This window comes from Chitinimonas koreensis, from assembly GCF_014353015.1.
Classification (GTDB): Bacteria; Pseudomonadota; Gammaproteobacteria; order Burkholderiales; family Chitinimonadaceae; genus Chitinimonas; species Chitinimonas koreensis.
Genome location: NZ_CP060704.1, coordinates 2,987,058 through 3,009,307, shown reverse-complemented (window position 1 = coordinate 3,009,307; position 22,250 = coordinate 2,987,058). Strand labels below are relative to the sequence as shown.

The following is a 22,250-nucleotide window of genomic DNA, read 5'->3' as shown; positions in this document are numbered from 1 at the left end:
AGGGATCGCCCCAGGCGCCTGCTGGGCATCGGCCCAGTTACGGCCGGTTGCGTACCGGCCGATGATGAGCGTCATCCGGAGCCCCTTCAACGTACAGGTCCGTTCCCGCCTACCCGGGACGCGGCCTGTTCACCGAATTGGACGACATCATGTTCGACGCCATCCTGCGCCCAGCCATCGCGCTGTCGCGTGCGCTCAGTTTCCGCAGGAAGTTCCTGCTGATTTCCCTGCTCGCCGTCCTGCCCGGGCTGGCGTTCGCGATCTATTACGCCGTCGGCAGCTATCGCGACATCGCCCGCGACGAACAGGAGCTGGCCGGCATGCGCTACATCGAATCGATCGTTCCGCTGGCCAAGGAGATCGCGCTCCACCGCGGAGCCAGCACGGTGGTGCTGAGCGGCGACCGCGCATTGGAGCCGGCGGCCCGCGATGCGGCCGGGAAGATCGATCAGGCCTTGGCCGGGCTGACCGCCCGGACCGCCCTGCTGGACGCGGAGCAATGGCGCGACAAGCTGCAGGCCATCGCCGGCGGGTGGAACGCCATCAAGGCGAGCTGGCGGAGCCGCCGGCCGGAGGACAACTTCGCCGCGCATACGCGGCTGATCGGCCAGGTCAACGATTTTCGCCACCACGTCGCCGGCGATACCGGCCTGCTGCTCGACCCGCAGGCCGACGCCTATTTCATGATCGTGACCCTGAACGACCAGTTGCCGCAGTTGCGCGAAAGCCTGGGCCAGATCCGCGGCTCGATCGCCGCCATGGCGGTGACCGGCATCGACGAACGCAGGCGGGGCCGGCTGGACCTCCTGCTGAACCAGAACCTGGCCGGCGGCATCCGCCATATCGACAACGACCTGGAGCTGCTGGCCGACCGCAGTCCCGAACTGGCCCGGACGGTGCGGGGCGAATGGGAACGGGCGGTGCAGGCCATGGCTGCGCTGGGCCGCGAGATCAACGACAAGATCATCGCGCAAGGCCGGCTCGGACGGGATGCGGCGGCTTATTTCGAGCAGGTGAGCCAGACCCTGGCGGTGCTCGACCGTTTCGAGGCCGGGATGCAGCGCCACGTCGTGGTCGACGCGCTGGGGGCGCGCATCGCCGAGGAGCAGAGGACGCTGGCCGGGCAGGTGGCGGTGAGCCTGGTCCTGCTGGCGCTGGTGGGCTGGCTGATCGTCGGCTTCGCCCGCGACCTGACCCTGCGCGCCGAAATGCTGGCGCGGGAGATGGCGCGCATGTCCGGCGGCGACTTCACCGCGCCGCCGCGGATGCCCGGCCGCGACGAACTGAGCCTGATCGCGCGCAGCGGCGGCGAGCTGGCCGGCAAGCTGGGCGAGACCATGCGCGACGTATACGGTAGCGCGCAGGAAGTGATGGCCGCCGCCACCCATATCGCCGCCATCAGCGCCCAGGTCGCCGGCTCCACCAGCGAACAGAGCCACGCCGCCGCCGCCATGGCCGCGGCCGTGGAGGAATTGACCGTCAGCATCGGCCACATGGCCGACAACGCCTACGATGCCCGCCAGCTGTCCACCGATTCGGGCCGCAACTCGACCGAAGGCGGCCAGGTGATCGACCGTACCGTCGAGCGCATCGAGCAGATCGCCAGCGCGGTCCGCTCCGCCTCGGGCGATGTCGGCATCCTGGGCAAGGAAGCCGAGTCCATCGGCAGCATCGTCGGCGTGATCAAGGAGATCGCCGAGCAGACCAATCTCTTGGCGCTCAACGCCGCCATCGAGGCCGCCCGGGCCGGCGAACAGGGCCGCGGCTTCGCGGTGGTGGCCGACGAGGTGCGCAAGCTGGCCGAACGCACCACGGCGTCCACCCGGCAGATCGCCGAAGTGGTGGCGCGCATCCAGCAGGGCACGCTGGGCGCGGTGAAGGGCATGGACCAGGGCGTGCGGCAGGTCGAGGACGGCATGAGCCTGGCCAGCCAGGCCGGCTCGGCCATCGCGCAGATCCGTACCGGCTCGGCGCGGGTGGTGGAGGTGGTCGGCGAGATTTCGAATTCGCTGCAGGAACAGTCGTCGGTGGCGCACGAGGTGGCCGGCCGGGTCGAGACCATCGCCCAGATGTCGGAAGAGAACACCCGCGCCGCCGAGTCGTCGGCCGCGACCGCCGAGCAGCTGCGCAGCCTGGCGCAGGGCCTGGAGCGCCGGATGGCGGCTTTCCGCTTCGCTTGAGAGCCGGGATGGCCGCCGGGCAGCCCGCTCCACGGTCGGCGCGGCATGCTGATCGCGCGACGTCGCCAGGCGGCCCGTGCGAAATCGCGGGCGGCCCCCGCGGGCCCCGATCCCGGATCGGGGCCTTTGCAATTCCCGCGGCGGGCGGCGGCGCCTGCCGCGGCCAGCCGCGCAATCGCTGCCGATCCGTGGCCAGGGGGACGTTCGGCCTACAATTCCCCCTCTTCTCACCTGGCCCAAGGGACGTGTCCATGCTCATCCACGGCAGTTGCCACTGCGGCAACATCTCGTTCGAACTGGACTGGGCGCCGGACCCGGCCGAAATCCCGGCGCGGGCCTGCAGCTGCGATTTCTGCGTCAAGCACGGCGGCGTCTGGACCGCCCACCCGTCCGCCTCGCTGCGGGTGGCGATCCGCGACCGCGCGCGGGTTTCCGACTATGCCTTCGGCAGCCGGACGGCGCGCTTCCACATCTGCCGGGAGTGCGGCGTGGTGCCGGTGGTGACCAGCGAGATCGACGGCGGCCTCTACGCGGTAGTCAGCGTCAATGCCTTCGATGACGTGGACGCGTCGCTGCTGCGGCCGGCACCGGTTTCGTTCGAGGGCGAGGAGACCGGGGCGCGGCTGGCGCGCAGGCAGCGCAACTGGGTGGCGGATGTGCGGTTCGTGGCAGCCCTCTAGCCCGGCGCCGCATTCCGGGCCCTGGCTGTCGACGATGGCCCGTGCCCATGTGGCGGGAAACCATCGGCGGCTGGCGGACTTCCATCGTGACGCCGCGGCCAGGGGCGATGCGGCTTTCGTGGCAGCCCGGGTCGTTCGAATGCCGCCGGATGGTTTTCGGCCGCCTGGTCAGCCATCCGGGACGGCGAGCGCCGATCCGGCGCCCGGTCAGCGTTCCCTGAGCAGTGCCGCGATCTCGTCCAGTCGCGCCAGCATGGCGCGCTGCAAGGCCAGGCTTTCGTCGTCCGCGGCGGGGCCGCCGGGCGCTGCAAGGCCAGGCTGTGCTTGAGCGCCTCGCGCCGCTGCAGGATCTCGCCGCGGAAGTCCGCCGCGTCGATCACCCCGATCAGCTTCATGTCGTGCGCCTGCCCGGCGCTCTGGCCGGCGGTCTCGAACTTGAGGATGCTCAGGTGGAAGCGCTTGAGCAGCGGTCCTTCGATGAAGGTCACGTCCTGGATGTTCTCGAGCGGGATGGTCTTCTCGACCTGGAACAGGATGCCCTTGCGGAAGCGCAGCGCGGTCGGGCCGAGTTCGCATTCGAGCTTGTCGAAGTAGTGGCGCGCCCACCATTGGCCGACGCCGCAGAACCACAGCAGCGCCAGCGGCAGGCCGACCACGGTGATGGCCAGCGTGAGGCCGCCGTAGAGCACCAGGTAGGGGCGGATCAGCGGGTTGAAGCGGGCGTGCAGCGCGGCGGTCGGGTTCATGCTGGCTCAATCCATCGGGAAGGCGGTGGTGACCTTGTCGTCCTGCACGCCCATCCGGATCTTGAATCGCTTGCCTTCGCTGTTCATGCACTGGCCGGCATCGCCGTCGGTGCCCGACCAGCCCCAGATGCCCAGGGCTGCGCGTCGCCTTGCCGGTCGTTGGCCGCATGGACGACGGACGCCACGATCTGGTCGTAGCTGCAATGGTCGGGAAAGAAGGTCGACCACTTGGACCTGCCGCTCTTGAACGTCACCGATGCGGTGTAGATGCCCTGATGCTGAGAACTCTTATGGCCGATGGAGGTGACGACCGAGCTGCTCCGCAACTGCGTCGAGTGAAAACCTGCCACGCGCGGACCCTTGATCTCCCCGCAGAAGATGCTCCGCACATTGATCGCGGGCGTGGTCCGGCTCCATTCGAAGCCGCCGGTATTGCAATCGTCGGCCCGAGCGAGCGGGCTGCCGGCCAGGAGGGCCAGCGTGGTCAGGGCGGCGAAGCGGGTAGTGCGCGGCAGATGCATGGATTTTCCTCCGATTGGGGCGGCCAGGGCTCCGGTCATTCGTGCGGGGCTGCCGGCAGTCTAGTGAATGGTGCGCCGTTTGCCATGCCGGCCGTTCATCGCGGCCGGGCGGGCTGCGGCAGCGCGGCCCACACCCGGCGCGCCTGCTCGACGTCCAGCAGGGCGCGCGCCTTGATGTTCCCTTCCTGCATGCCGCCGGCCGCCAGGGCCGCATGCAGCGTCGCCGCCATCGCGGCCTGCGCCGCCGTGCGCACCGCGCCGAGCTGCCCCAGCGCCCGCGCGACGCGGTAGTGCGGCGAGGCGGCCAGCGCTGCGTCCACGCGCTCGGCCAGGCCGTCCGCCGCCAGGTCGGTCAGCAGCGCGTAGTGCGGCGGCGCGGCCTCGGCCAGCGGGCACAGCGTCAGCACGGCGGCGGCCGGATGCAGCCCGGCCAGCACGCCGCGCACGAAGTCCTCGGCCAGCTTCTCGCCGACCAGGTCCACCACGCCGCCGGCGCGGCCGAGGAATTGCAGGCAGGGCGCGGCATGATGGAAGCCGGCTACCGCTACCCGGTCGCGCAGGCGGTAGCGCAGCAGGCCGCCCGGCGTGGTCAGCACGATCTCGCCCCGGTCGCCGTCGCGCCAGCGTTCCAGCGGCAGCAGGCTGCCGTCGGCCATTTCCAGCTCCAGGTAGACCTCGCCCAGCAGCGGCACCGGCGCCGGGGCGCCCGCCAGCGGCACGGTGACCGGCCCTTCGGTCGCCAGCAGGCCCTTGCCCTGCACCGCCACGCCGGGGAAGCCAGCGCGCAGCGCGGCGGCCGGGCGGGCCGATTCGGCGTCCTGCCAGCAGGAGATCAGCTGCAGCCGCGGCCAGACCGCCCGCCAGCCGTCCTGCTGCGCGCGCGCCACCGTGGCGAGGCGGGCGGCGGGGATCGGCGCGAAGCGGAAGTCGCGGCCGCCGCGGCGCATGCGGCCGGCGCGCAATTCGGGGCCGAGCGCGTCGAGCCGGGCCAGCGCATGGTCGAGCAGGATCAGCCAGAAGCCCGGGTTCCACACCGAGACCACCTCCAGCGCCGGCTCGGCCAGCAGCGCGGCGGCCAGCACATCCTTGAAGTCGTCGCCGTCGCGCAGCGCCAGCGCGTCCTGCGGCAGCACCAGGAAGGGCCGCAGCAGCGCGGCCAGCGGACCACCGAGGTAGGCGGTGTCGTCCCGGCTGCCGATCGGGGTGCCGTCGGCGGCCTGGCCGCGGCCCAGCAGCGGCGGCGACACGCTCATGAAGCAGCGGCCGCTGCGCGGCGCGAGGCCATGCATCAGCAGGTCGCAGGCCCAGATGCGGAACATGCGGTCGAAGGCGCCGCGCAGCGCGCGGTTGTAAGGCAGGTGCTTGGCGGCGCCGCCGCTGCCCGAGCTGCGCTCGTAGAACAGCGGCCGCTCGGCGCTGAAGCGATGGCCGCCGCCGGCCAGGTCGGCCTCGATCAGCGGCCGCAGCGCGGCGTAGTCGACCGGCGCCAGGCCGGAGAAGACACGGCGCGGATCGCCGCGCTGCAGGCCGAGACCGCGGCCGTGCTCGCTGCGGGCGGAGGCGGCCAGGATGCGGTCGAGCGTGGCGGCCTGGACGGCGGCCGGTTGCCGCAGCGCCTGCTGCATGCGCCGCCAGGCCGGCTGGCTGGCGGCCCGGAGCAGCCACAGCGCCGGCGGCAGCAGCAGGCTCACGGCTGCCGCTCGGGCGGGCGCCGCCGGCCCAGCGGTCGGTCAGCGCCGGCAACTGCTCGCCCGGCGCGGCGCTGGCGCCGGGGCCGAAGCGCGAGCCGGCGCCGACCAGCGCGCCCGCGCCGATGCGGATGCGGCGCAGGTAGAGCCGCAGCGCGCCGCTGTCCTTGCGCGATACCAGGTGGGCGCAGAGCACCGCCTTGTGGCCGATCACCGCGTAGTCGCCGATTTCGAGCATGGCGCGGTCGGTGATCTCGACCAGCGGCGTCCAGTAGACGCCGCGGCCGATGCGCGCGCCCCAGCCGCGCAGCCACAGGCTGTAGACGCCGGGCAAGAGCCGCAGCGCGGCTTCGAGCTGGGGGAAGCTGTCGTAGGGCAGCTGGCACATATGGCCGCCCCACCACGGCACGTAGCTATCGGGCAGGTCGAGCCGGCTCAGTCCTTCGCGGATCGGCCACAGTGCACCGTGCAGGCGGTAGCAGGCCATCGGCAGCAGGTAGAGATGGATCAGCAGCGCCGCCGCCGGCAGCGGGCCGGGCCGGTACAGCAGCCAGCCGGCCAGCGCCAGCGCGGCGAGCAGGAAGGCGGCGGGGAAGAGCGAGAACAGCCGGCTGCGCAAGGTCATACGAAGAATTCGATCTCGAAGGTCTGGGGGGCAGGGCGCGGCCGTCCTCGCCGCGGGCGATGGCGGCGCGGATCTCGTCGACGCAGCGGTGGATGCGGTCGGGCGCCGAGAAGCGGAAGTCGCGGCCGTGGCGGGCGATCACCTCGCCCTGCTCGGCCAGGATGTCGAGGTCCTGGTCGATCACCGTGCGGCCGGCACGGCGCACGAACGGCCCGGCCAGCCGGGTGAAGACGCCGAAGCGGTAGGCCAGGTCGGTGTAGACCAGGGTGTGGCGTTCGTCCTCGGGTACCGACTGCGAGGTGATGACGAAGCGGTAGCCATTGGCCAGCGCGTAGCGCACGCAGGTGACGTTGGGCAGGAAGAAGTTGTCCTCGTGCTCGACCGGCGCGCCGCTCGGATTGAGAAATCGGCGCCAGAAGCCGAGGTTGCCGCGCTCGCCGCGGTACTGCACCCGTACCCGGCCGCCGGCGCGCTCGACCGTGGCGGCGATGCGCTCGCCGCGGCTGGAGCGGAACACCCGGTCGTGGACGAAGGCGGTGTGCGGGATGTCGATGTAGTTCTCGATGCAGTCGGCCACGCCGGCGGCGAAGCGGTTGACCAGCCGGACGTGGCCCCAGCCGGCCTCGTCCCAATGCGGCATGGCGAACGGCGGCGCGTCGCCCGAGGCGGCGGTCGGCGCGGCCAGGCGGACATAGACGTAGCCGTCCTGCTCGCGCGTCTCGTAGGGCTCGGCGCGCAGCTGGCGTTCACCGGCCGGCGCGCCGCCCTCGGCCGGGATCAGCCGCACGCAGCCTTGCGCGTCGTAGCCCCAGCCGTGGTAGCGGCAGCGCAGCAGGCCGTCGCGCACCGCGCCGCTGGAAAGCCGCGCGCAGCGGTGCAGGCAGCGGTCGGGCAGGGCGACCGGCTGGCCGCCGGCGGCGCGCCACAGCACGATCTGCTCGCCGAGCAGCGTGCGGCGCAGCGGCTGGCCGCGCAGGGCGGCGGATTCGGCGGCGACGTACCAGTAGGGTTTGAAGTGGGGCATGCGCCGGTCAGTGGATGGGTCCGGCGCAATTATGTCCAACTGCGCGTGGATGCGGCACTGGCCGGGCTCCCTTCTCCCTCCGGGAGAAGGGCTGGGGATGAGGGGCGGCCGTTCAGTCTTCTCTGCCCGAACCCGAGTGCTCTGTCATTGCCGCTCTCGCGGATGCGGGTAGCTCCATGTCTGAACTGGCGCTGTCTCTCCGGTGGGAGCGGGGCAGGGAAGCTCTGTAGGAGCGGGGTCCGGTCGTCGCCGAACCGCATTCGCGGCTGAAGCCGCTCCTACAGGTGATGCGGTCACGCGGATCGGCGGCACCCAGGGCTAGGTCGGCCACCTTGGCAGCACGCCACCCGCCGCCGACAATGCCGCCATGCTGATCGCCCCGCCTTCCCCGTCATGGTGGCTCGCCTTGCCGCTGCTGAGCTTCGTGCTGCTCGGCGCGCTCGAGGCCTGGCGCCCGCTGCGGCGCGGCCGGCCCGATGCGGCCGACTGGCTGCTCAACGGCAGCGGCCTGCTGATGCAGGGCGCGGCGATCCCGCTGGCCGCGCTAGGGCTCGGCGGCGCGCTGGCCCAATGGCTGCCGGGCTGGAACGGCCTGCTGCCCGGCGCCGCCAGTGCTTTCCTGCTCAACTTCGTCGCACTCGACCTGCTTTACTACCTGCAGCACCGCTGGTTCCACGCCGGCGGCTGGGTGCTGCACCGTGCCCACCACGGCGCGCGCCGGCTCGGCGCCTGGACCAGCGCGCGCAACTCGCTGGCGGCGCACCCGCTGTTCGTCTACTTCCTGCCCAGCGTGCTGCTGGCCTTGCTGTGCGCCGACAAGGCCGCCTGGCTGGCCGGCGCCATGCTCACCGCCAGCCTCGACCTGTGGCGCCATTCGGCGATCCGCTGGCCGGCCGGCTGGGCGCGCGCCGGGCGCTGGGCTACCGTGCTGCTGGTCACCCCGGCGGTGCACCATCTGCACCACGCGGCCGGCGCGCCGCGCTGCAATTTCGGCGCCAATCTCACGCTGTGGGACCGGCTGTTCGGCAGTTACCGCGCGCCCGACGGCTATCCGGCCGAATACGGCGTCGCGGCCGAGCAGCCGGCCTGGGCGCAGTTGCTCATTCCATGGAGGGGACGCGATGCATCGCGGACTTGAACAGGCGCAGCCGCATTCGCTGCTCGACGACGCCAGGCTGTGCCGCCAGGTCGAACTCAACCTGCGGCGCAACCGCCAGCAGGACGCCACCGAGGCGATCGAGGCGGCGGTGGCGGCCTACCGCTGGGACGACTGCCGCCTGGCCGACTGGAATCCCGAACCCTACGCGCTGCTGTGGGGCACGCCGCTGTGGCAGCAGTCGTCGGCCAGCCAGCGCCGGCTGCTGAACCAGCTCTACTGGGTGGCCTACTACAGCCAGATCATGTCGGCCGAGATCGCCACCATCTTCCTCAACCAGGTGTCGGCCGCCGGCCTGTACGCGATCGAGGATTTCCGGCCGGTATGCGACAGCCTGGACCTGGAGACCCGCCAGGAACGCGTGCACATCCACGCCTTCAAGACCATCGGCGAGGACGTCGAGCACCGGCTGTTCGGCCGCCGGCTGTTCACCTACCCGATGCGCCACCCGTTCACCGAGACCATGGTGTTCGGCGACAGTAACCGCGCCAAGGCCTGGTGGAAGGGCCTGCAACTGCGCGCCTTCTCCGCCATGGCCGGCAGCGCCTTCCTCGGCAGCCAGTACCTGCTGATCCGCGGCCTGCGCACGCTCAACGGCAAGATCGTCCAGCACAAGCTCGGCCAGCACTACGCCAGCCACCCGGATCAGGCCGCGGCGCCCGCGCCGGCCGCGATCAGCTGGTACCACTTCTCCGACGAGAGCTTCCACTTCAACACCTCGCGCATCGTCGGACTCGAGGTGCCGCGCGTGCTGCCCAAGCCGACCGCCTTCGAGCGCTGGGTGGTGAACCGCGGCGTGGCCGGCTGCCAGCGCGACCACTACCACTTCTCGACCGCGATCAACGGCATCTTCTGGTACGACCCGGCGCTGTACGAGACGGTCTACCGGCTGCTGCGCAGCCCGGCCTTCGGCCTGGAGCACGAGGCCGCGCTGGCGATGGTCGGCCGCTGCTTCTGCGAGGACTCGGACGGCGTGCAGGCCGCCGCGCGCACCCATGCCGAGGCGGTCGAATCGTACAAGCTGTTCGTCGAGCCGATCCCCTGGCTGAACGGCGCCAACAAGGAGATGCGCCACATGGCGCGCAACGGCGTGGCGCGCTACCTGGCGACCAACCGCGCCGCCTTCGCCCGCTTCCGCGGCCGCGCCGAAGCGCTGCGCACGCAACCGGTGGCGATGCCGGCGGAGCAGGCGGCATGAGCACGCATCGCGTCGAATTCCCCGGCAGCGGCTTCGCGCCGCTGGAGCTGGCGCATGGTGCGCAACTGGTGCTGGCGGTGTCGGCGCTCGATTCGCCGCTGCTGTTCGGCTGCCGCGCCGGACTGTGCGGTACCTGCCTGGTCGAGCTGGAAGCCGAGGTGACCGGCAGCATCGCCCCGCCCGACGCGGACGAGCGCGAGGCGTTGGAGATCTACGCGCCCGAGCGGCCGCTGGCCCGGCTGGCCTGCCAGGTGAGGGTGACCGGGGCGATGCGGATTCGGCGGATCGGTTAAACGAGGCGGGAAGGCCGTCCTGGCGATCGTTCCGATGAGCAAGGGCGGTCGTAGGTCGGGCTTTACGCCCGACAGCTCCGGTCATCGGAGTCGCTGACGGGTCGAAGTTTGATTCGCGTGCTCGATTCGAGCGGCAGCGATGTCGGGCGTAAAGCCCGACCTACGGCGTCGCATCGCGTCTGTAGGAGCGGCTTCAGCCGCGAAGGCGCCGTCGATATATCGGCCGGCGGCGCCGAGGACGACGAATTCGCGGCTGAAGCCGCTCCTACGCGTATATGGCCGCCATGGAATAGACCGGCACCGGCGACCGTCCACGTCTACGCGTGCGCGCCTACCCGCCGTCCACGCCGCCCCAGCGCATAGCCGACCAGCAAGCCCAGCGCCAGCAAGGCCACCCCCACCAGCACCGCGCCGCGGATCGCCGCCTCGCGCGTGGCCGCCACCAGCGGATTGTCGAACAGCCCGACCGAGGAATGCAGCTTCACCAGCTTCCACTGACCGCCGTCCTTGGCCACCACCGCGGTCCAGCGCGTCTGCATGGTGCGCACCTCGCCGTCGCGGAAGTGGTAGACGTCGCTCGAGGTGCCGTGGGTGACGCCGGTCTGTTCATCGAGGAACTCGGTCAGCGCATCGGCCACCGGCTTGGCCTCGATGCGGTCGAGCACCCGGCCCTCGCCCTCGAACAGGCCGTTCCAGTAGGCCTTGAACTCGGCCAACGTGGTGAACTTGCGGTTGTCGACGGTCACGATGGTGAAGCGCGGATGCAGCAGCGGCGCGATCGCATCGAAATCGCGGGTGTTCAGCGCCGTGGCGCCGCGCTGCAGGATCTGCCGCAGCGCTTCGTGGTCGTCGTGGCGATCCTCCTGGGCGCGGGCGGGCAGGGCGAGCAGCAGGAAGCAGCAGATGAGGGACAGCAGCCGGGTGAAGGGCATCGGTCGTCTCCGGGTTGGGAAGCTTCAGCTTAGAGCGGCCTGGCGCAATGTAAAAACACGGCGCGCGGATGCCCGGTTGCACGATGGCGATCGGGATCGCGATTTCATGCTTTGGGGGCGGTCCATCCTGGCCTGCCGCAGCGGTCTCGGGAGTCCGGGCGGGCATAATGAGGCGACGCCGATGACCGCGAGGCGGCGCTACTGCTACCTGCCTTTCCTGTACGACGACGAGGCGGCGCGGGTGAGGGAGGCGAATGCGGGGTTGGTGGGGGCGGGGGTTTAGCCGTAGACCGGGGCAGATTCACTACGCATTTCGACTCGATTCATATCGATTGCCGAATCCATTCGAGCTTGGGCGTTAAGAACATGCATAAATTGTCGTCTCTCGTGGCTGGTGAATGGACTGAGCATTCACACCTGCCGGTCTATGAGCGCGAGGATCATTCGCCGGAATACGAACGCCTGGTAGCCGGCATGCCTGCCCAGGGATCGAAGCCTTTCGCGCATCTGGTCCGGCTCCTTGCTCCGCCTTATTTCCTGCTCTACGTATTGCACACGCCGCGAGGAGAAGCCGAGCCGGGGCGATATCAAAGTCCGGCGATCTCGGGCGATCGGTTCGAAACGTTCATCGGGGAGTTCGGAGATTACCTGGCCGCCGATGCCCGTTTCGACATCTGGGTCCATTCGCCGCAGGATCGGGCGACGATCGTATGGGACCGCCATGGCGTGCTGTTCGGCTACGGGCCGATCGCCCGGTTCGCGGCAGCGCTCGAGACGCTCGGTTTCAGCGAAGGCCGGCCTTCGATCCCATCGCCGCATGTGCATCACTACCGGGCCGAATACGATGCGCAGGCCAAGCGAATGATCGACGAATTCGAATGGGTCTTTTCCGAGCTTCGGCCGGAAGACGAGCAATAGGCAAGCAGGATGACGTCGCCCGATCCACTCGCTCTTGCACGGAGCTGACAACGCCATGAGCCGACTGATGCGATTTCCCACCGCGGTCGAACATGACCCGGCCGTCGATGCCTGGATGCAGAATCATCCGGGCGAACTGGGTGCCATCGCGCAGCGCTGGTTCGAAGTCATGCGCGGCTGCGGCGACGATGTGCGCGAGCTGCTGCACGACGGCCATCCGACCGCCTGCGTGGGCGATGCGGCGTTCGCCTACGTCAACGCGTTTACGGCGCACGTCAATGTCGGTTTCTTTCTCGGTGCCGAGATGGCCGATCCTGATCGATTGCTGGAAGGCACCGGTCGGTTCATGCGGCACGTGAAGCTTAGGCCGAGCAGCCTGGTCGATGCTTCGGCACTGACGAAGCTGATCGAGGCGGCACACCTCGATATGCAGGTACGTGTGCAAGCGATGGCCGACTCTGACTCCTGAGGCTCGAATGGGGGCTGGTACAGGTCAGCCAAGACTTTTTGCGCTAGAACGCCTGCCTTGCGAACGTGTGTGCTCAAGCGTTCCGAATTGCCGATACCTGAGGAATCTGCTCCTTCAGGTAGCGCCGAGTAAACGGCACGCCGTTGAACGTATGCGTACAGCAAGCACACAGTGGCGCCAGACTGCCGGTGCCGACAGCGGGATCGACAACTCGTAATACCCCTTCGGCGTCGACCCTGAGACCGCTGAAGTAGCTCGCCTCACCTGTGCGGACATAAGGCCGCCCATCCTCGTCGCGCAAGGCGACCAGCCAGAAGATTGGCTCCTTCCGGTCGAGCCGCGCCGCGGCCTCGCGATACACCTCGTCCCACTTGCATCCGACGCGCGATAACAGGAAGCGGAAGAGCGGTGTGTAGTCGAGGCCTCTGCGTTTGCCCTATCTCATGCCCTGGCGCCTGGGCGAATTCTGTTCGGCACCGATCCGCTGCCGAGCCTCTTGAAAGTCGCCGCCGAAATGATGGTGAACGCCCCGCGCCGTCGTGTTGACTTTGCGATAGAGCGGCTGCCTGGTTTGTTGCATGGGTTGTCCTCCCGAGCTTGCCCATCTTGGGTATCAACTCCCCGGATTATCGCAAGCCGGTGTGCACGGCATGACGCGCCGCGAGGGCGGCGTACCGGCCTGCGGACGCCGCCACCGGCGTGTCTACTTGATGCTCCGCGCCACCTCGATCCAGCGGTTCGAGATCGAGGTCGGCACCTTCTCGAAGGTGATCGAAGACCAGGCGGTCAGGGCTTGGTTGGCCGAGCCGGTCAGCAGCAGGGTCGCACTGCTGACGATGGTCGAATTGCCGTTGAACGCGATCAGCGTCACCCGCTGCCCATCTTCGCCGTCATCGAGCGCCGTGATGCTGGTCGCCGCAGAATTGGCCAGGTAGAGCGTGCCGATGCCGGTGACCGAGGGGGTGGCGTCCATGTCCGTCGCGGTCGCATGGCGGCTGCGGATCTCGCGGTGGTAGAAGCCGCCGCTGTCGGTGAACAGGCCCAGGTCGGTCGAACTGTCGGATTTCATGATCCGCAGGCCATTGGCTGAATCCGCGCGCAGGTAGGGCGTGGCCGCGACGTTCGCCGAGCCATCGGTGGGTTCCAGGATCAGTGCTGCGCCACGGCTGGTCCCGCGCGCGGTGATGCGTGCGGTGGCGGTGGTCGCCGTGTCGATGGCGGTCTGGCGGCAGCTGAGGAGGTCGTCGGTGCCGTTGCCGCCGTTGAGCTTCAGGCGGCCGTATTCATCCACGCTCCATAACGTGCGGTCGCCGGCATCGACATAGGTCCAGGACACGCCGCCGTCGGACACGGTGCCGCTGGTGTGGGTGGGCGGCGTGCCACCCGAAGTGCCGGTGCTGGCGGCCACGTAGATGTTGTTGGCGTTGGCGGCGTAGTCGCCCGTGGTATAGGCGGCCGCGGTTCTCCAGCGCTCGTACTCGGCTTCGATGGCGGCCCACGGTGCCAGCGAGCGCAGCGCCAGCTTCCAGAAATCGCCGCTGGCGTCCTTGCTGAACTGCAGCAGGCCGGCGCCGCGCCAGCCGTGCTTGTCGGTCGACCCGGTCCGGAACTTGCCGGCCGCCCACAGCAGCGAAGCCTTGCGCTCCAGCGCCGAGGTGGTCGGCGTGCCGGGCGAGTCTTCCGCATTGCCGTAGTTGTTCAGCTGAATCACCGGGTGATGGCCCGAGGCCATCACGAAGTTGGTGTCGGACACGGATTTGTCGCGCGACAACAGGCCGTATTCCTTGGTCGTCTCCCCGGCGGAGTTGAAGCTGTTGATGCTGGACAGATCGAGCACGACGACACCGGGTGGCAGGCTCGCGATGACGTCTTCCGTGACGAAACGCGTGCCGGGCGGGGTGAGGTAGAGCGCCCGTTCGGCGGCATTGAGACCGCCGAACAGCGTGGTGAGTGCGGCGGTCTGATCATTCCCGTCGGCAGCGATGCTTTGCGAGCGAACGTCACGGAACGGCCAGGGGACCGAGGTATTGACCGGATTGCTGATGCCGAAATTGGCGGTCATCGCCGCATTGGCCAGGCTGGCTGCGGCGCCCGAGCCGTCGGTGATGTCCTGCAACGTGACCGTGGTCGCGCCGGCGGCGTAGCTGGCTGCGGAGACCGTGCCGTAGCGCGCGGCGGTCTGATCCACCCAGACGCGTCGCCCGAGCGACGCCTCGCCGCTGCCGGCGCTGGTGATGTCGCCGCTTACGGTGAAGCTCGTCGCGCTGGCGTAGGTCGCGGCGAGCGTAAAGGGCCATTCTGCTGCGAGGCTCATGGTGGGTTCCTCCTTTAAGGTCTTGTGACGATGGGGACAATTCGTCGTTCGTAGGCACATCGAGGCGAGCATAAGACTCGCTGCCGCGAGCACTTTGTCACCATAGGTGCTGCTGCGCACTGTGGAGGAATTTCTTTTAGGAACAATGGATTAGTTGCAGTTCCCAGTGCCGGTGGACTGAGGGGTCACGGCCAGCGAAGTGAGAGAAGGCGTCGATCTGTTTCAATCGCCCATCATCGATCTCGCTGTCGTCGCGGGGACATTGCCCGAATGCCGCTGGGTCGAACATCTGACTGTGGGGGAGCCGCTATGGGAACCTTGGGCCTGGTGCATGCGGTATTTCGGCGGCTGGCCGGAAGGCTGGTTATTTTATTGGGCGCGTCTTTGCGCAGTGCACATAAGGCATGGTCATCCATTTGCCATTGGTATTGGATGATTCTTGATCAGGACTACGATGACCGAAATCTATATCAGTACCGACGTCGAAACCGACGGTCCAATTCCCGGCCCGCATTCGATGCTGAGCCTGGGCTCGGCTGCATTTACCGCCGACAAGCAACTGCTGTCGACCTTCAGCGCCAATCTCGAAACCCTGCCCGATGCGGCCCCGCATCCGGAGACCGCAGCCTGGTGGGCGACCCAGCCCGAAGCCTGGGTCGCATGCCGCACCGACCTGGAGGCGCCGGCCGATGCCATGCGGCGCTATGTCGACTGGATCAAGTCCCTGCCGGGCCGGCCGGTCTTCGTCGCTTATCCCGCCGGGTTCGATTTCCTGTTCGTGTATTGGTATTTGATCCGCTTCATTGGAAAGAGCCCGTTCAGCCATTCGGCATTGGACATCAAGTCGTTCGCGATGGCCGTACTGAAGACGGACTACCGCGAAAGCACCAAGCGGAACATGCCCAAGCGCTGGTTCGATGCACTGCCGCATACCCACGTCGCGCTCGACGACGCGATCGGGCAAGGGGCGCTGTTCTGCAACATGCTTGCAGATAGTCGGCTTGCCGGGAAATAGCCGTACCGCGTTCGCGTCTTTGGCCTGATTCAGCGAATCAGGTCGGCCTTGGCCGAAACTCCTGGCGGCAGAGTATTGCCGCGCCTATTACAGCCATACCTCCTGGGTCAGTCTTTTCAGCTCCGCCAATGCAGTCGTGAATTCGGCGCGCGGGAACCGGAGCGCCGAATCGTGGCGAAACCACCTGACCGTGGCGCCGACCTGGTCCCGCGGCAGATCGGCCGCGTAACCGAAGCGATGCCAGACGACCTCGTCACTGCGCAACTCCTGTTCCACCACCACGGTGGTACAGCTGAAATCCGCATCGTCCGGGCAGATCAGCAGCGGCACGATGGTGCTGCAGCCCTCCTGGCCCGGTTCGATGCGCCGCCAGGCCAGGGCGAGTTCCGTCTCGTCGACGAGCCAACCCTGCGCCGGAACGAGGCCGAGGATGTCCGCCTCGCCCGTCTGGCTCTGCAGCCAGACGTCGAGCGGCGTGCCGTCGATGGCCAGGACCGGGTGCGGCGTCGTGGCGTAGGTCGATCTGTGCATGCGGGCGGCGATGCGCATCAGCCGAATACCAACCGCCACAAACTTCGCACCGCCTCGCAATACGGCTCCACCGCCGCCAGCTCCTCTGCATGCGGCGGCGTTTCGTCCAGCCGCTGCCGGTGCTGCAATTCGCGCAGCCGCCGGTAAGCCTGCTGCGCGTCCTCCGCCAGCGCCGGCGGAATCAACCCTGCCTCGGCCGCGGTGCCCAGGAGCGCGATATTGCCGCTGTTGGCCAGCAGCGCCGGCACCCGTTCCGCATGCGCCAGCACCAGGTACTGCACGATGAACTCGACGTCGACCAGGCCGCCGCGCAGGTGCTTGACGTCGTCCGGCAGCGCCGGGTGGGTCTGCAGCATCTTGTCGCGCATGCCGACCACTTCCTCGGCCAGCCGCTCGCGGTCGCGGCGCTGGGCCAGGATCTCGCGCCGCACCGTCTCGAAGGCCGCGCCGATCGCGGCGTCGCCGGCGGCGTAGCGGGCGCGGGTCAGCGCCTGGTGTTCCCACACCCAGGCGTCCTCGCGCTGATACTGGGCGAAGGCGGCCACGCTGGAGACCAAGAGGCCCGACGAGCCGTTCGGCCGCAGCCGCAGGTCGACCTCGTACAGCGTGCCGGCCGCGGTCACGGTCGACAGCCAGGTGGTGATGCGGCGCGCCAGCTTGGCGTATTTCTCGGCGGCGTCCGGGTGCTCGTCGTCGTAGACGAAGATCACGTCGAGGTCCGAGCCGTAGCCGAGCTCCTTGCCGCCGAGCTTGCCGTAGCCGATCGCGGCGAAGGCGGCCGTGTCGCGGTGGCGGCCCGGCAGCTCGGCCCAGGCGCGTTCCAGCGTCACCGCCAGCACCAGGTCGGCCAGCGCCGACAGGTGGTCCGACAGCGTGGTCAGTTCGTACTCGCCAGCCAGGTCCTGCGCGCACAGGCGGAACAGCTGCTGGTGCTGGAAGTGGCGCAGCACGTCCATCTCGGCCTCGGTGTCGCCCTCGTGCAGCGCCAGTTCGCGCCGCAGCTGCTCGCCCAGCGTCGGCCAGTCCGGCGCGGTATAGAGCAGCCGCGCGTCGAGCAGCTCGTCGAGCAGGATCGGGTGCTGGCGCAGGTAGTCGGCCACCCAGGGGCTGGCGCTGTGCATCGCGGCCAGCCGGCTCAGCGTCTGCGGGTGCTCGGCCAGCAGGGCGAGGTAGGACTCGCGCCGGGCGATGGCGTCGAGGAAACGCAGGATGCGCGCCAGCGTGGCGTCTGGGTTGGGCTGGCGGGCGCAGACCTCGACCAGCGGCGGGATCAGCGCGTCGAGCCGGCGCCGGCTCTTGTCGGCCAGCGTCTGGTAGCGGCTGCCCTGGGCGATCGCGGCCAGCAGCCGTTCCATCTCGGCCGGGTCGGCGTAGCCCAGCGCGGCCAGCCGGCCGTGGCTATCCTGGCCGTCGGCGATGCCGAGCCAGACGCCGGCCAGCGGATGCACCGCGTCGCCCTCGGCCTGCGGCAGCGCGAACACCTGCTCGAAATGGCGGCTCACGTTGGCGCGGTGGCCATCGAGCGCGGCCAGGAAGCGCGCCCAGTCGCCGAAGCCCATGCTGGTGGCGATCAGCGCGCGGTCGGCCTCGCCGGCCGGCAGCATCTGGGTCTGGGCGTCGTCGAGGTATTGCAGCCGGTGCTCGAGGTCGCGCAGGAAGACGTAGGCGGCACTCAGTTCGGCCACCGCCAGCGCCTCGAGCTGCCCCATGGCGGTCAGCTCGCGCAGCACGGTGCGGGTCGGCCGGATGCGCAGCGCCGGCCGGCGGCCGCCGCGGATCAGCTGGAACACCTGGGCGATGAATTCGATCTCGCGGATGCCACCGGGGCCGAGCTTGATGTTGTCGGCCATGTCGCGCCGCACCACCTCGCGCTGGATCTGGCCGTGCAGGTCGCGCATCGAGGCGTAGGCGCCGTAGTCGAGGTATTTGCGGTAGACGAAGGGGGTGACCAGCTGCATCAGCCCGGCCGCGTCGCCGCCGAGGCCGGGTATGCCGGCCGCGGCGTAGCGGCCGCTGTCGTCGCAGATCGCGCGGCCCTTGATCCAGGCGTAGCGCTCCCACTCGCGACCCTGGGTCAGCAGGTAGTTCTCCAGCGCCGGGAAGCTCGACACCAGCGGGCCGGAGTCGCCGAACGGCCGCAGCCGCATGTCGACGCGGAACACGAAGCCGTCCTCGGTCACGTCGTGCAAGAGGGCGATCAGGCGGCGGCCGGCGCGGGCGAACCATTCGTGGTTGGAGATCGGCCGCGGGCCGTCGGTCTCGCCGTCCTCGGGGTAGACGAAGATCAGGTCGATGTCGCTGGAGACGTTGAGCTCGCGGCCGCCGAGCTTGCCCATGCCGACCACGATCAGCTTCTGCTCCTGGCCCGATTCGGCACCGATCGGCCGGCCGTGGCGGGCGTCGGGCCGGGTGGTGCATTCGAGCGCGGCCAGGATGGCGACCTCGGCCAGGTCGCTGACGGTGGCGATCACCTCGTCGAGCCGGGCCAGGCCGAGCAGGTCGCGGCACAGCAGCCGCGCCATCACCGCCTGGCGCAGCTTGCGCAGCGCGGGCTTGAGCGCGGCGTCGTCGGCGCCCAACGGCAGCATGGCTTCCATCTCGGCGCGGGCGAAGGGCCGGTCGAGCGCGGCTTCGGTGGCGGCCTGCAGCGCGGGCTGGGCGTTGAACAGGCGCTGCAGGTAGCGGCTGTGGGGCAGGGCGGGGGCGAGGCGGCTGGTCATGGCGGGGTTGGCCCGGCGGGCGCAGCGTGGATGCGGGTTCCCATGATAGGGCGGCGCGGCGCGGCATGCCCAGTCTTGGTGCGGGAGCCGTGCGCGGGCGAAAGCGGCGGGGAGGCTGTAGGAGCGGCTTCAGCCGCGAATGGCGTCAGCGTCGCAGCGGACTTCGCGGCTAAAGCCGCTCCTACGGAAACCCGGTTGCGCGGCGGCGGTCAGCGATCTTCCCGCGTGCGCCAGAGTCGCAGCACGTGGACGGTCGAGCCCTGGATACAGGCGCGTCAGGTCGGACAGCGCCTTGCCGGTCCACTTCAGTTTCATCCGCGTGGCGCCGGCAGCAGTGCGTCGGTGCTCAGGCTGTCGGCCCAGGCCTGCACGGCCTGGTGGTCGATCAGGCGGCCCGCATATATGACCGCCATCGCACCGCCGCGGCGCGGAACATGCCGCGGCGGGCGAGCGCGCTGCTAGGCACCGAACCGATACCCGAACTCCAGCCAGACCCGCCGCCCGTGCGGGCTATAGCTGCCGACCGGGTAGAACGGCCAGCCACCGGTCTTGTCCTGATAGACCTTGTCGGCGACGTTGTTGACGGTCAGCGCGACGTTGGCCGATTTGCCGATGCGGTAGCCGATGTTGACGTTGGTCAGGGTCGAGGGCGACAGCCGGCCGCTCTGCTCGCCGTTCGGGATGCTGCCGTAGCGTGTGGCGTGCACCGTGGCGTTCCAGTCGCCGCGCGTCCAGTCGAGACTGCCGATCAGCTTGCTGCGCCAGTCGGTGCTGTCCAGCGTGCCGAGGTAGTCGCTGTCGGCGTCGCCGGCGAACTGGCGGTAGTGGTGGCTCAGCACCTTGGTGTAGTTGATCCGCAGCACGAAGCCGCCGATCCCTCGTAGGCCCAGCGCAGCTTGCCGCCGAGGTCGATGCCGCTGGTGCGCTCGTGCGAGGCGTTGATCGGGTTGACCACGATCTCGCGCACCGTGCCCGGGTTGAGCACCGCGTCGTCCGGATTGCGCCGCACCCGCCGCAGCGTGTCGACGCACAGCGACGAGCCGATGTCCTTCACGCCGGTGCGGCAGTCGGCCTCGTCGCGCAGCAGCGTGTCGGCGCTCAGGTTGGTCACCAGGTCGTCGATCTGGATGTTCCAGTAGTCGAGCGAGATGTCGAAGCGGTTGCTCGGCGAGAACACCAGGCCGTAGCCGAATGACTTGCCGTTCTCCGGCCGCAGCTCCTTGCTGCCGTTCTGCACGTAGTTGAAGCCCGGCGAGACGTCGGCGAATTCGCAGTCCGATAGCGGCTGGCCCGACTGCTTGCAGCGGTAGTAGTCGGTCGACGATGCGTAGTAGCCGCGCGTCTGCGCCGCATAGATGTAGTTCATGTCCGGCGCGCGGAAGCTGGTGGCGTAGTTGCTGCGCAGCAGCAGTGCCTTGCTCGGCCGGTATTCGAGCCCGGCGGTATAGGTCGGCTTGCCGTCGTCGCGGCCGGCGAAGCGGTAGTGGTCGTAGCGCGCGGCCAGCGTGGCGTCGAGCTGCGCGAGCAGCGGGATGCCGAACTCGGCACCGACGGCGTAGCGCGAACGGGTGCCGCTGACGTCCTGCGCCGGCCGGACGTTGTAGAACACGCCCCGGCCGAGCTGGTCGTCGGGTCGGTTGTGGAAGCCCTGGCTGCCCCATTCGAGCACGCCGGCGAGCTGCAGCGGGCCGGCCGGCAACTGTGCCAGCTCGCGGCTGCCGCTGAGGCCGGCGGTCTGGGTCCAGGCCTTGTCGTCGCTCTCGCTGGTGCCGGTCAGCTGGTCGAATTCGGCGGCGGTGAACGGCCGGATGAAGCGGGCAGGGTCGGGCGCGTAGATCGCCACGCCGTCGGCGTCGGTGCCGAGCCGCGGGCCGAGATAATAGGAATCGATGCCGGCCAGCAGGCGCCGCACAGTATTGCGGCTGGTGTAGACCGAGGCGCTGTAGGCGGCTTCGTAGTCCCAGCCGGCCGCTGCGCCGCGCACGCCGGCGGCGAGGTTGGCGGCGCGGTCCGACCATTTGCGGTTGAAACTCGCCGCGCCGCCGATCTCTTCGGGCGCGAAGCGCTTGGTCCAGACCTCGTTGACGCCGGTGTTGCGGTTGAAGAAGTAGCCGTTGCCGGCCGCGTCCGAGGTCCAGCTCGGGCCGCGGGTGTTGTTGCGGGTCTGGTTGAAGCCGAGCGTCAACTCGGCGAACAGCGTGGTGGCGGCGTCGAGCGCGTAGTCGAGGCCGCCGTACAGGTTCTGGCTCCTGTTGCCGGTCTGGGTGGTCCAGTAGCTGGAGCTGGACTGGCCGCTGGCGCAATAGGCGCCGCGGCTGGTGCTGTAGCGCCGCAGGCTGCCGTCGAAGGTGCCGGCCAGCCGGTCGCAGGCGGCGCTGAGGTCGACGTAGCGGTTGCTGTCGACGTTGCGGCGCGACAGCACGGCGGTCGGCGCCGCGCCGTCGCGGGTGGCGTCGGCCATGAAGTCGCGGTCCTTGGCCCAGATCGGGTCGCGCTGGCTGAACTCGGCGCCGAACACCGCGCTGAGTCGTTCGCCGTTGAGGCCGCCGCTGATCTGCAGCCGCGCGTTGTCGCCGCCACCGCGCTCGGTGGTGCCGAGCCTGAAGTTGAGGTCGACGCCGTCGACGCGCTTTTTAAGGATCACGTTGACCACCCCGGCGATCGCGTCCGAGCCGTAGATGGCCGAGGCGCCGCCGTTGAGGATCTCGATGCGGTCGATCAGCGTCGACGGGATGTTGGCCAGGTCGACGAAGTTGATCGAGCCCTCGTAGGCGATCGGGTAGTCGGCCACGCGGCGGCCGTTGACCAGAGTGAGCGTGTGGTTGGGCCGAGGCCGCGCAGGCTCAGCGCGTTGGCGGCCGGGGTGAAGGTGTTGCCGAAGTCGGCGCCCTGGACGAAGCCGGTGTTCTGGGTCTGGCCTTCGAGCGCGTCGAACACGTTCTTGTAGCCCTGCTTTTCGAGGTCGGCGCCGGTGATGACGGTGACGCTGGTCGGCCCTTCCTGGCTGGCGCGGGCGATGCGCGAGCCGGTGACCACCAGTTGTTCGCCGCCGGGCGGGGCGGATTCGGCGGCATAGGCGGGCAGGGCGAGCGCGGCGATGGCGAGGGCCAGCGCGTGGTGGGGGTGGCGATGCGTGCGGTTCATTTGGGTCTCCCGGTAGAGGCCGGGCGCGATTCGTGGTCGGCCGGCCGGTTGTGATGCCGGCCTTGCGGCCTCGGGTAAGGGCCGCTGAGCACCGGC

20 protein-coding genes and 1 pseudogene are annotated in these 22,250 nt (G+C 69.4%); 8 read left to right on the top strand and 13 right to left on the bottom strand.

Features of this window, described 5'->3' with window-relative positions; all coding sequences use genetic code 11:
* Nucleotides 1-149: 149 nt before the first annotated feature.
* Nucleotides 150-2,180: a methyl-accepting chemotaxis protein gene (locus tag H9L41_RS12585; RefSeq protein WP_028446995.1), complete on the top strand. Its 2,031-nt coding sequence runs from the start codon at nt 150-152 to the stop codon at nt 2,178-2,180.
* Between the two features lie 251 nt (nt 2,181-2,431).
* The gene (locus H9L41_RS12580; RefSeq protein ID WP_028446996.1) at nt 2,432-2,860 is read left to right on the top strand and encodes a GFA family protein; all 429 of its coding nucleotides are present in this window, start codon (nt 2,432-2,434) and stop codon (nt 2,858-2,860) included.
* On the opposite strand, the gene H9L41_RS12575 is transcribed toward H9L41_RS12580, so the two are convergent.
* The 4 genes from H9L41_RS12575 to H9L41_RS12560 form a co-directional block, all read right to left on the bottom strand.
* Entirely contained in the window at nt 2,857-3,606 is a 750-nt protein-coding gene (locus H9L41_RS12575) for a PH domain-containing protein (RefSeq protein ID WP_187523383.1), read from the bottom strand. The two genes, H9L41_RS12580 and H9L41_RS12575, sit on opposite strands and share 4 nt — an antisense overlap.
* An 83-nt stretch (nt 3,607-3,689) precedes the next feature.
* Complete coding sequence (locus tag H9L41_RS12570; RefSeq protein ID WP_187523382.1) at nt 3,690-4,127, bottom strand: EndoU domain-containing protein; 438 nt, start codon at nt 4,125-4,127, stop codon at nt 3,690-3,692.
* 95 nt (nt 4,128-4,222) lie between these two features.
* A complete protein-coding gene (locus H9L41_RS12565; protein ID WP_051319188.1) occupies nt 4,223-5,818 on the bottom strand; it encodes a GH3 family acyl-acid amido synthetase in 1,596 nt (531 codons plus the stop codon).
* Nucleotides 5,819-6,228: 410 nt separating this feature from the next.
* Nucleotides 6,229-7,464, bottom strand: coding sequence for a Rieske 2Fe-2S domain-containing protein (locus H9L41_RS12560; RefSeq protein WP_187523381.1), 1,236 nt, complete (start codon nt 7,462-7,464; stop codon nt 6,229-6,231).
* 367 nt (nt 7,465-7,831) lie between these two features.
* On the opposite strand from H9L41_RS12560, the gene H9L41_RS12555 reads away from it, so the two are divergent.
* From H9L41_RS12555 to H9L41_RS12545, 3 genes are read left to right on the top strand one after another with little or no spacing between them, the layout of a single operon-like run.
* A complete protein-coding gene (locus H9L41_RS12555; RefSeq protein WP_051319190.1) occupies nt 7,832-8,602 on the top strand; it encodes a sterol desaturase family protein in 771 nt (256 codons plus the stop codon).
* Nucleotides 8,586-9,818 (top strand): hypothetical protein, encoded by a 1,233-nt coding sequence (locus H9L41_RS12550; RefSeq protein WP_051319191.1) that lies wholly within the window; start codon nt 8,586-8,588, stop codon nt 9,816-9,818. Before H9L41_RS12555 ends, H9L41_RS12550 begins: the two co-directional genes overlap by 17 nt.
* Nucleotides 9,815-10,111: a 2Fe-2S iron-sulfur cluster-binding protein gene (locus H9L41_RS12545; RefSeq protein ID WP_028447000.1), complete on the top strand. Its 297-nt coding sequence runs from the start codon at nt 9,815-9,817 to the stop codon at nt 10,109-10,111. Before H9L41_RS12550 ends, H9L41_RS12545 begins: the two co-directional genes overlap by 4 nt.
* 317 nt (nt 10,112-10,428) lie before the next feature.
* Here the strand turns inward: H9L41_RS12545 and H9L41_RS12540 are convergent, their stop codons facing one another.
* Nucleotides 10,429-11,043 carry a YybH family protein gene (locus tag H9L41_RS12540; RefSeq protein ID WP_051319192.1) on the bottom strand — a complete coding sequence of 205 codons (615 nt, stop codon included), beginning with the start codon at nt 11,041-11,043 and terminating at the stop codon, nt 10,429-10,431.
* Nucleotides 11,044-11,409: 366 nt separating this feature from the next.
* Here H9L41_RS12540 and H9L41_RS12535 point away from each other — a divergent pair, with 366 nt between their 5' ends.
* Together H9L41_RS12535 and H9L41_RS12530 are read left to right on the top strand one after the other, a co-directional pair.
* The gene (locus tag H9L41_RS12535; RefSeq protein WP_034607423.1) at nt 11,410-11,961 is read left to right on the top strand and encodes a hypothetical protein; all 552 of its coding nucleotides are present in this window, start codon (nt 11,410-11,412) and stop codon (nt 11,959-11,961) included.
* Between the two features lie 55 nt (nt 11,962-12,016).
* The gene (locus H9L41_RS12530) at nt 12,017-12,430 is read left to right on the top strand and encodes a DUF1801 domain-containing protein (protein WP_028447003.1); all 414 of its coding nucleotides are present in this window, start codon (nt 12,017-12,019) and stop codon (nt 12,428-12,430) included.
* Between the two features lie 73 nt (nt 12,431-12,503).
* Here H9L41_RS12530 and H9L41_RS24800 read toward each other — a convergent pair whose 3' ends face one another.
* Together H9L41_RS24800 and H9L41_RS12520 are read right to left on the bottom strand one after the other, a co-directional pair.
* Nucleotides 12,504-12,791 carry a hypothetical protein gene (locus tag H9L41_RS24800; RefSeq protein WP_211236901.1) on the bottom strand — a complete coding sequence of 96 codons (288 nt, stop codon included), beginning with the start codon at nt 12,789-12,791 and terminating at the stop codon, nt 12,504-12,506.
* Nucleotides 12,792-13,133: 342 nt separating this feature from the next.
* Nucleotides 13,134-14,864 (bottom strand): hypothetical protein, encoded by a 1,731-nt coding sequence (locus H9L41_RS12520; protein ID WP_187523380.1) that lies wholly within the window; start codon nt 14,862-14,864, stop codon nt 13,134-13,136.
* Nucleotides 14,865-15,198: 334 nt separating this feature from the next.
* Between H9L41_RS12520 and H9L41_RS12515 the strand changes: the two genes are divergently transcribed.
* Nucleotides 15,199-15,759 carry a 3'-5' exonuclease family protein gene (locus H9L41_RS12515; protein WP_028447005.1) on the top strand — a complete coding sequence of 187 codons (561 nt, stop codon included), beginning with the start codon at nt 15,199-15,201 and terminating at the stop codon, nt 15,757-15,759.
* A gap of 87 nt (nt 15,760-15,846) precedes the next feature.
* Here H9L41_RS12515 and H9L41_RS12510 read toward each other — a convergent pair whose 3' ends face one another.
* From H9L41_RS12510 to H9L41_RS24785, 6 genes and pseudogenes are all read right to left on the bottom strand, one after another.
* Nucleotides 15,847-16,308: a hypothetical protein gene (locus H9L41_RS12510; protein ID WP_051319195.1), complete on the bottom strand. Its 462-nt coding sequence runs from the start codon at nt 16,306-16,308 to the stop codon at nt 15,847-15,849.
* Complete coding sequence (glnE, locus tag H9L41_RS12505; RefSeq protein ID WP_028447007.1) at nt 16,308-19,010, bottom strand: bifunctional [glutamate--ammonia ligase]-adenylyl-L-tyrosine phosphorylase/[glutamate--ammonia-ligase] adenylyltransferase; 2,703 nt, start codon at nt 19,008-19,010, stop codon at nt 16,308-16,310. The genes H9L41_RS12510 and glnE overlap by 1 nt, the downstream gene beginning before the upstream one ends.
* Nucleotides 19,011-19,139: 129 nt before the next feature.
* Entirely contained in the window at nt 19,140-19,325 is a 186-nt protein-coding gene (locus H9L41_RS12500) for a hypothetical protein (protein ID WP_187523379.1), read from the bottom strand.
* Between the two features lie 143 nt (nt 19,326-19,468).
* On the bottom strand, nt 19,469-19,873 hold the full coding sequence (locus H9L41_RS24795) for a TonB-dependent receptor (RefSeq protein WP_265583762.1): 405 nt from the start codon (nt 19,871-19,873) through the stop codon (nt 19,469-19,471).
* Complete coding sequence (locus H9L41_RS24790; protein WP_265584051.1) at nt 19,843-21,471, bottom strand: TonB-dependent receptor domain-containing protein; 1,629 nt, start codon at nt 21,469-21,471, stop codon at nt 19,843-19,845. Before H9L41_RS24790 ends, H9L41_RS24795 begins: the two co-directional genes overlap by 31 nt.
* Nucleotides 21,472-21,720: 249 nt before the next feature.
* A pseudogene (locus H9L41_RS24785) lies at nt 21,721-22,154 on the bottom strand (TonB-dependent receptor plug domain-containing protein); the annotation flags it as partial.
* Nucleotides 22,155-22,250 lie beyond the last annotated feature (96 nt).

Bases quoted from the DNA above. Each gene is read 5' to 3' on its own strand.
- H9L41_RS12585 (WP_028446995.1), top strand. From the start codon at position 150: ATGTTCGACGCCATCCTGCGCCCAGCCATCGCGCTGTCGCGTGCGCTC.
- H9L41_RS12580 (WP_028446996.1), top strand. From the start codon at position 2,432: ATGCTCATCCACGGCAGTTGCCACTGCGGCAACATCTCGTTCGAACTG.
- H9L41_RS12575 (WP_187523383.1), bottom strand. From the start codon at position 3,606: ATGAACCCGACCGCCGCGCTGCACGCCCGCTTCAACCCGCTGATCCGC.
- H9L41_RS12570 (WP_187523382.1), bottom strand. From the start codon at position 4,127: ATGCATCTGCCGCGCACTACCCGCTTCGCCGCCCTGACCACGCTGGCC.
- H9L41_RS12560 (WP_187523381.1), bottom strand. From the start codon at position 7,464: ATGCCCCACTTCAAACCCTACTGGTACGTCGCCGCCGAATCCGCCGCC.
- H9L41_RS12555 (WP_051319190.1), top strand. From the start codon at position 7,832: ATGCTGATCGCCCCGCCTTCCCCGTCATGGTGGCTCGCCTTGCCGCTG.
- H9L41_RS12550 (WP_051319191.1), top strand. From the start codon at position 8,586: ATGCATCGCGGACTTGAACAGGCGCAGCCGCATTCGCTGCTCGACGAC.
- H9L41_RS12545 (WP_028447000.1), top strand. From the start codon at position 9,815: ATGAGCACGCATCGCGTCGAATTCCCCGGCAGCGGCTTCGCGCCGCTG.
- H9L41_RS12540 (WP_051319192.1), bottom strand. From the start codon at position 11,043: ATGCCCTTCACCCGGCTGCTGTCCCTCATCTGCTGCTTCCTGCTGCTC.
- H9L41_RS12535 (WP_034607423.1), top strand. From the start codon at position 11,410: ATGCATAAATTGTCGTCTCTCGTGGCTGGTGAATGGACTGAGCATTCA.
- H9L41_RS12530 (WP_028447003.1), top strand. From the start codon at position 12,017: ATGAGCCGACTGATGCGATTTCCCACCGCGGTCGAACATGACCCGGCC.
- H9L41_RS12515 (WP_028447005.1), top strand. From the start codon at position 15,199: ATGACCGAAATCTATATCAGTACCGACGTCGAAACCGACGGTCCAATT.
- H9L41_RS12510 (WP_051319195.1), bottom strand. From the start codon at position 16,308: ATGCGCATCGCCGCCCGCATGCACAGATCGACCTACGCCACGACGCCG.
- glnE (WP_028447007.1), bottom strand. From the start codon at position 19,010: ATGACCAGCCGCCTCGCCCCCGCCCTGCCCCACAGCCGCTACCTGCAG.
- H9L41_RS12500 (WP_187523379.1), bottom strand. From the start codon at position 19,325: ATGAAACTGAAGTGGACCGGCAAGGCGCTGTCCGACCTGACGCGCCTG.
- H9L41_RS24790 (WP_265584051.1), bottom strand. From the start codon at position 21,471: ATGGCCGACGCCACCCGCGACGGCGCGGCGCCGACCGCCGTGCTGTCG.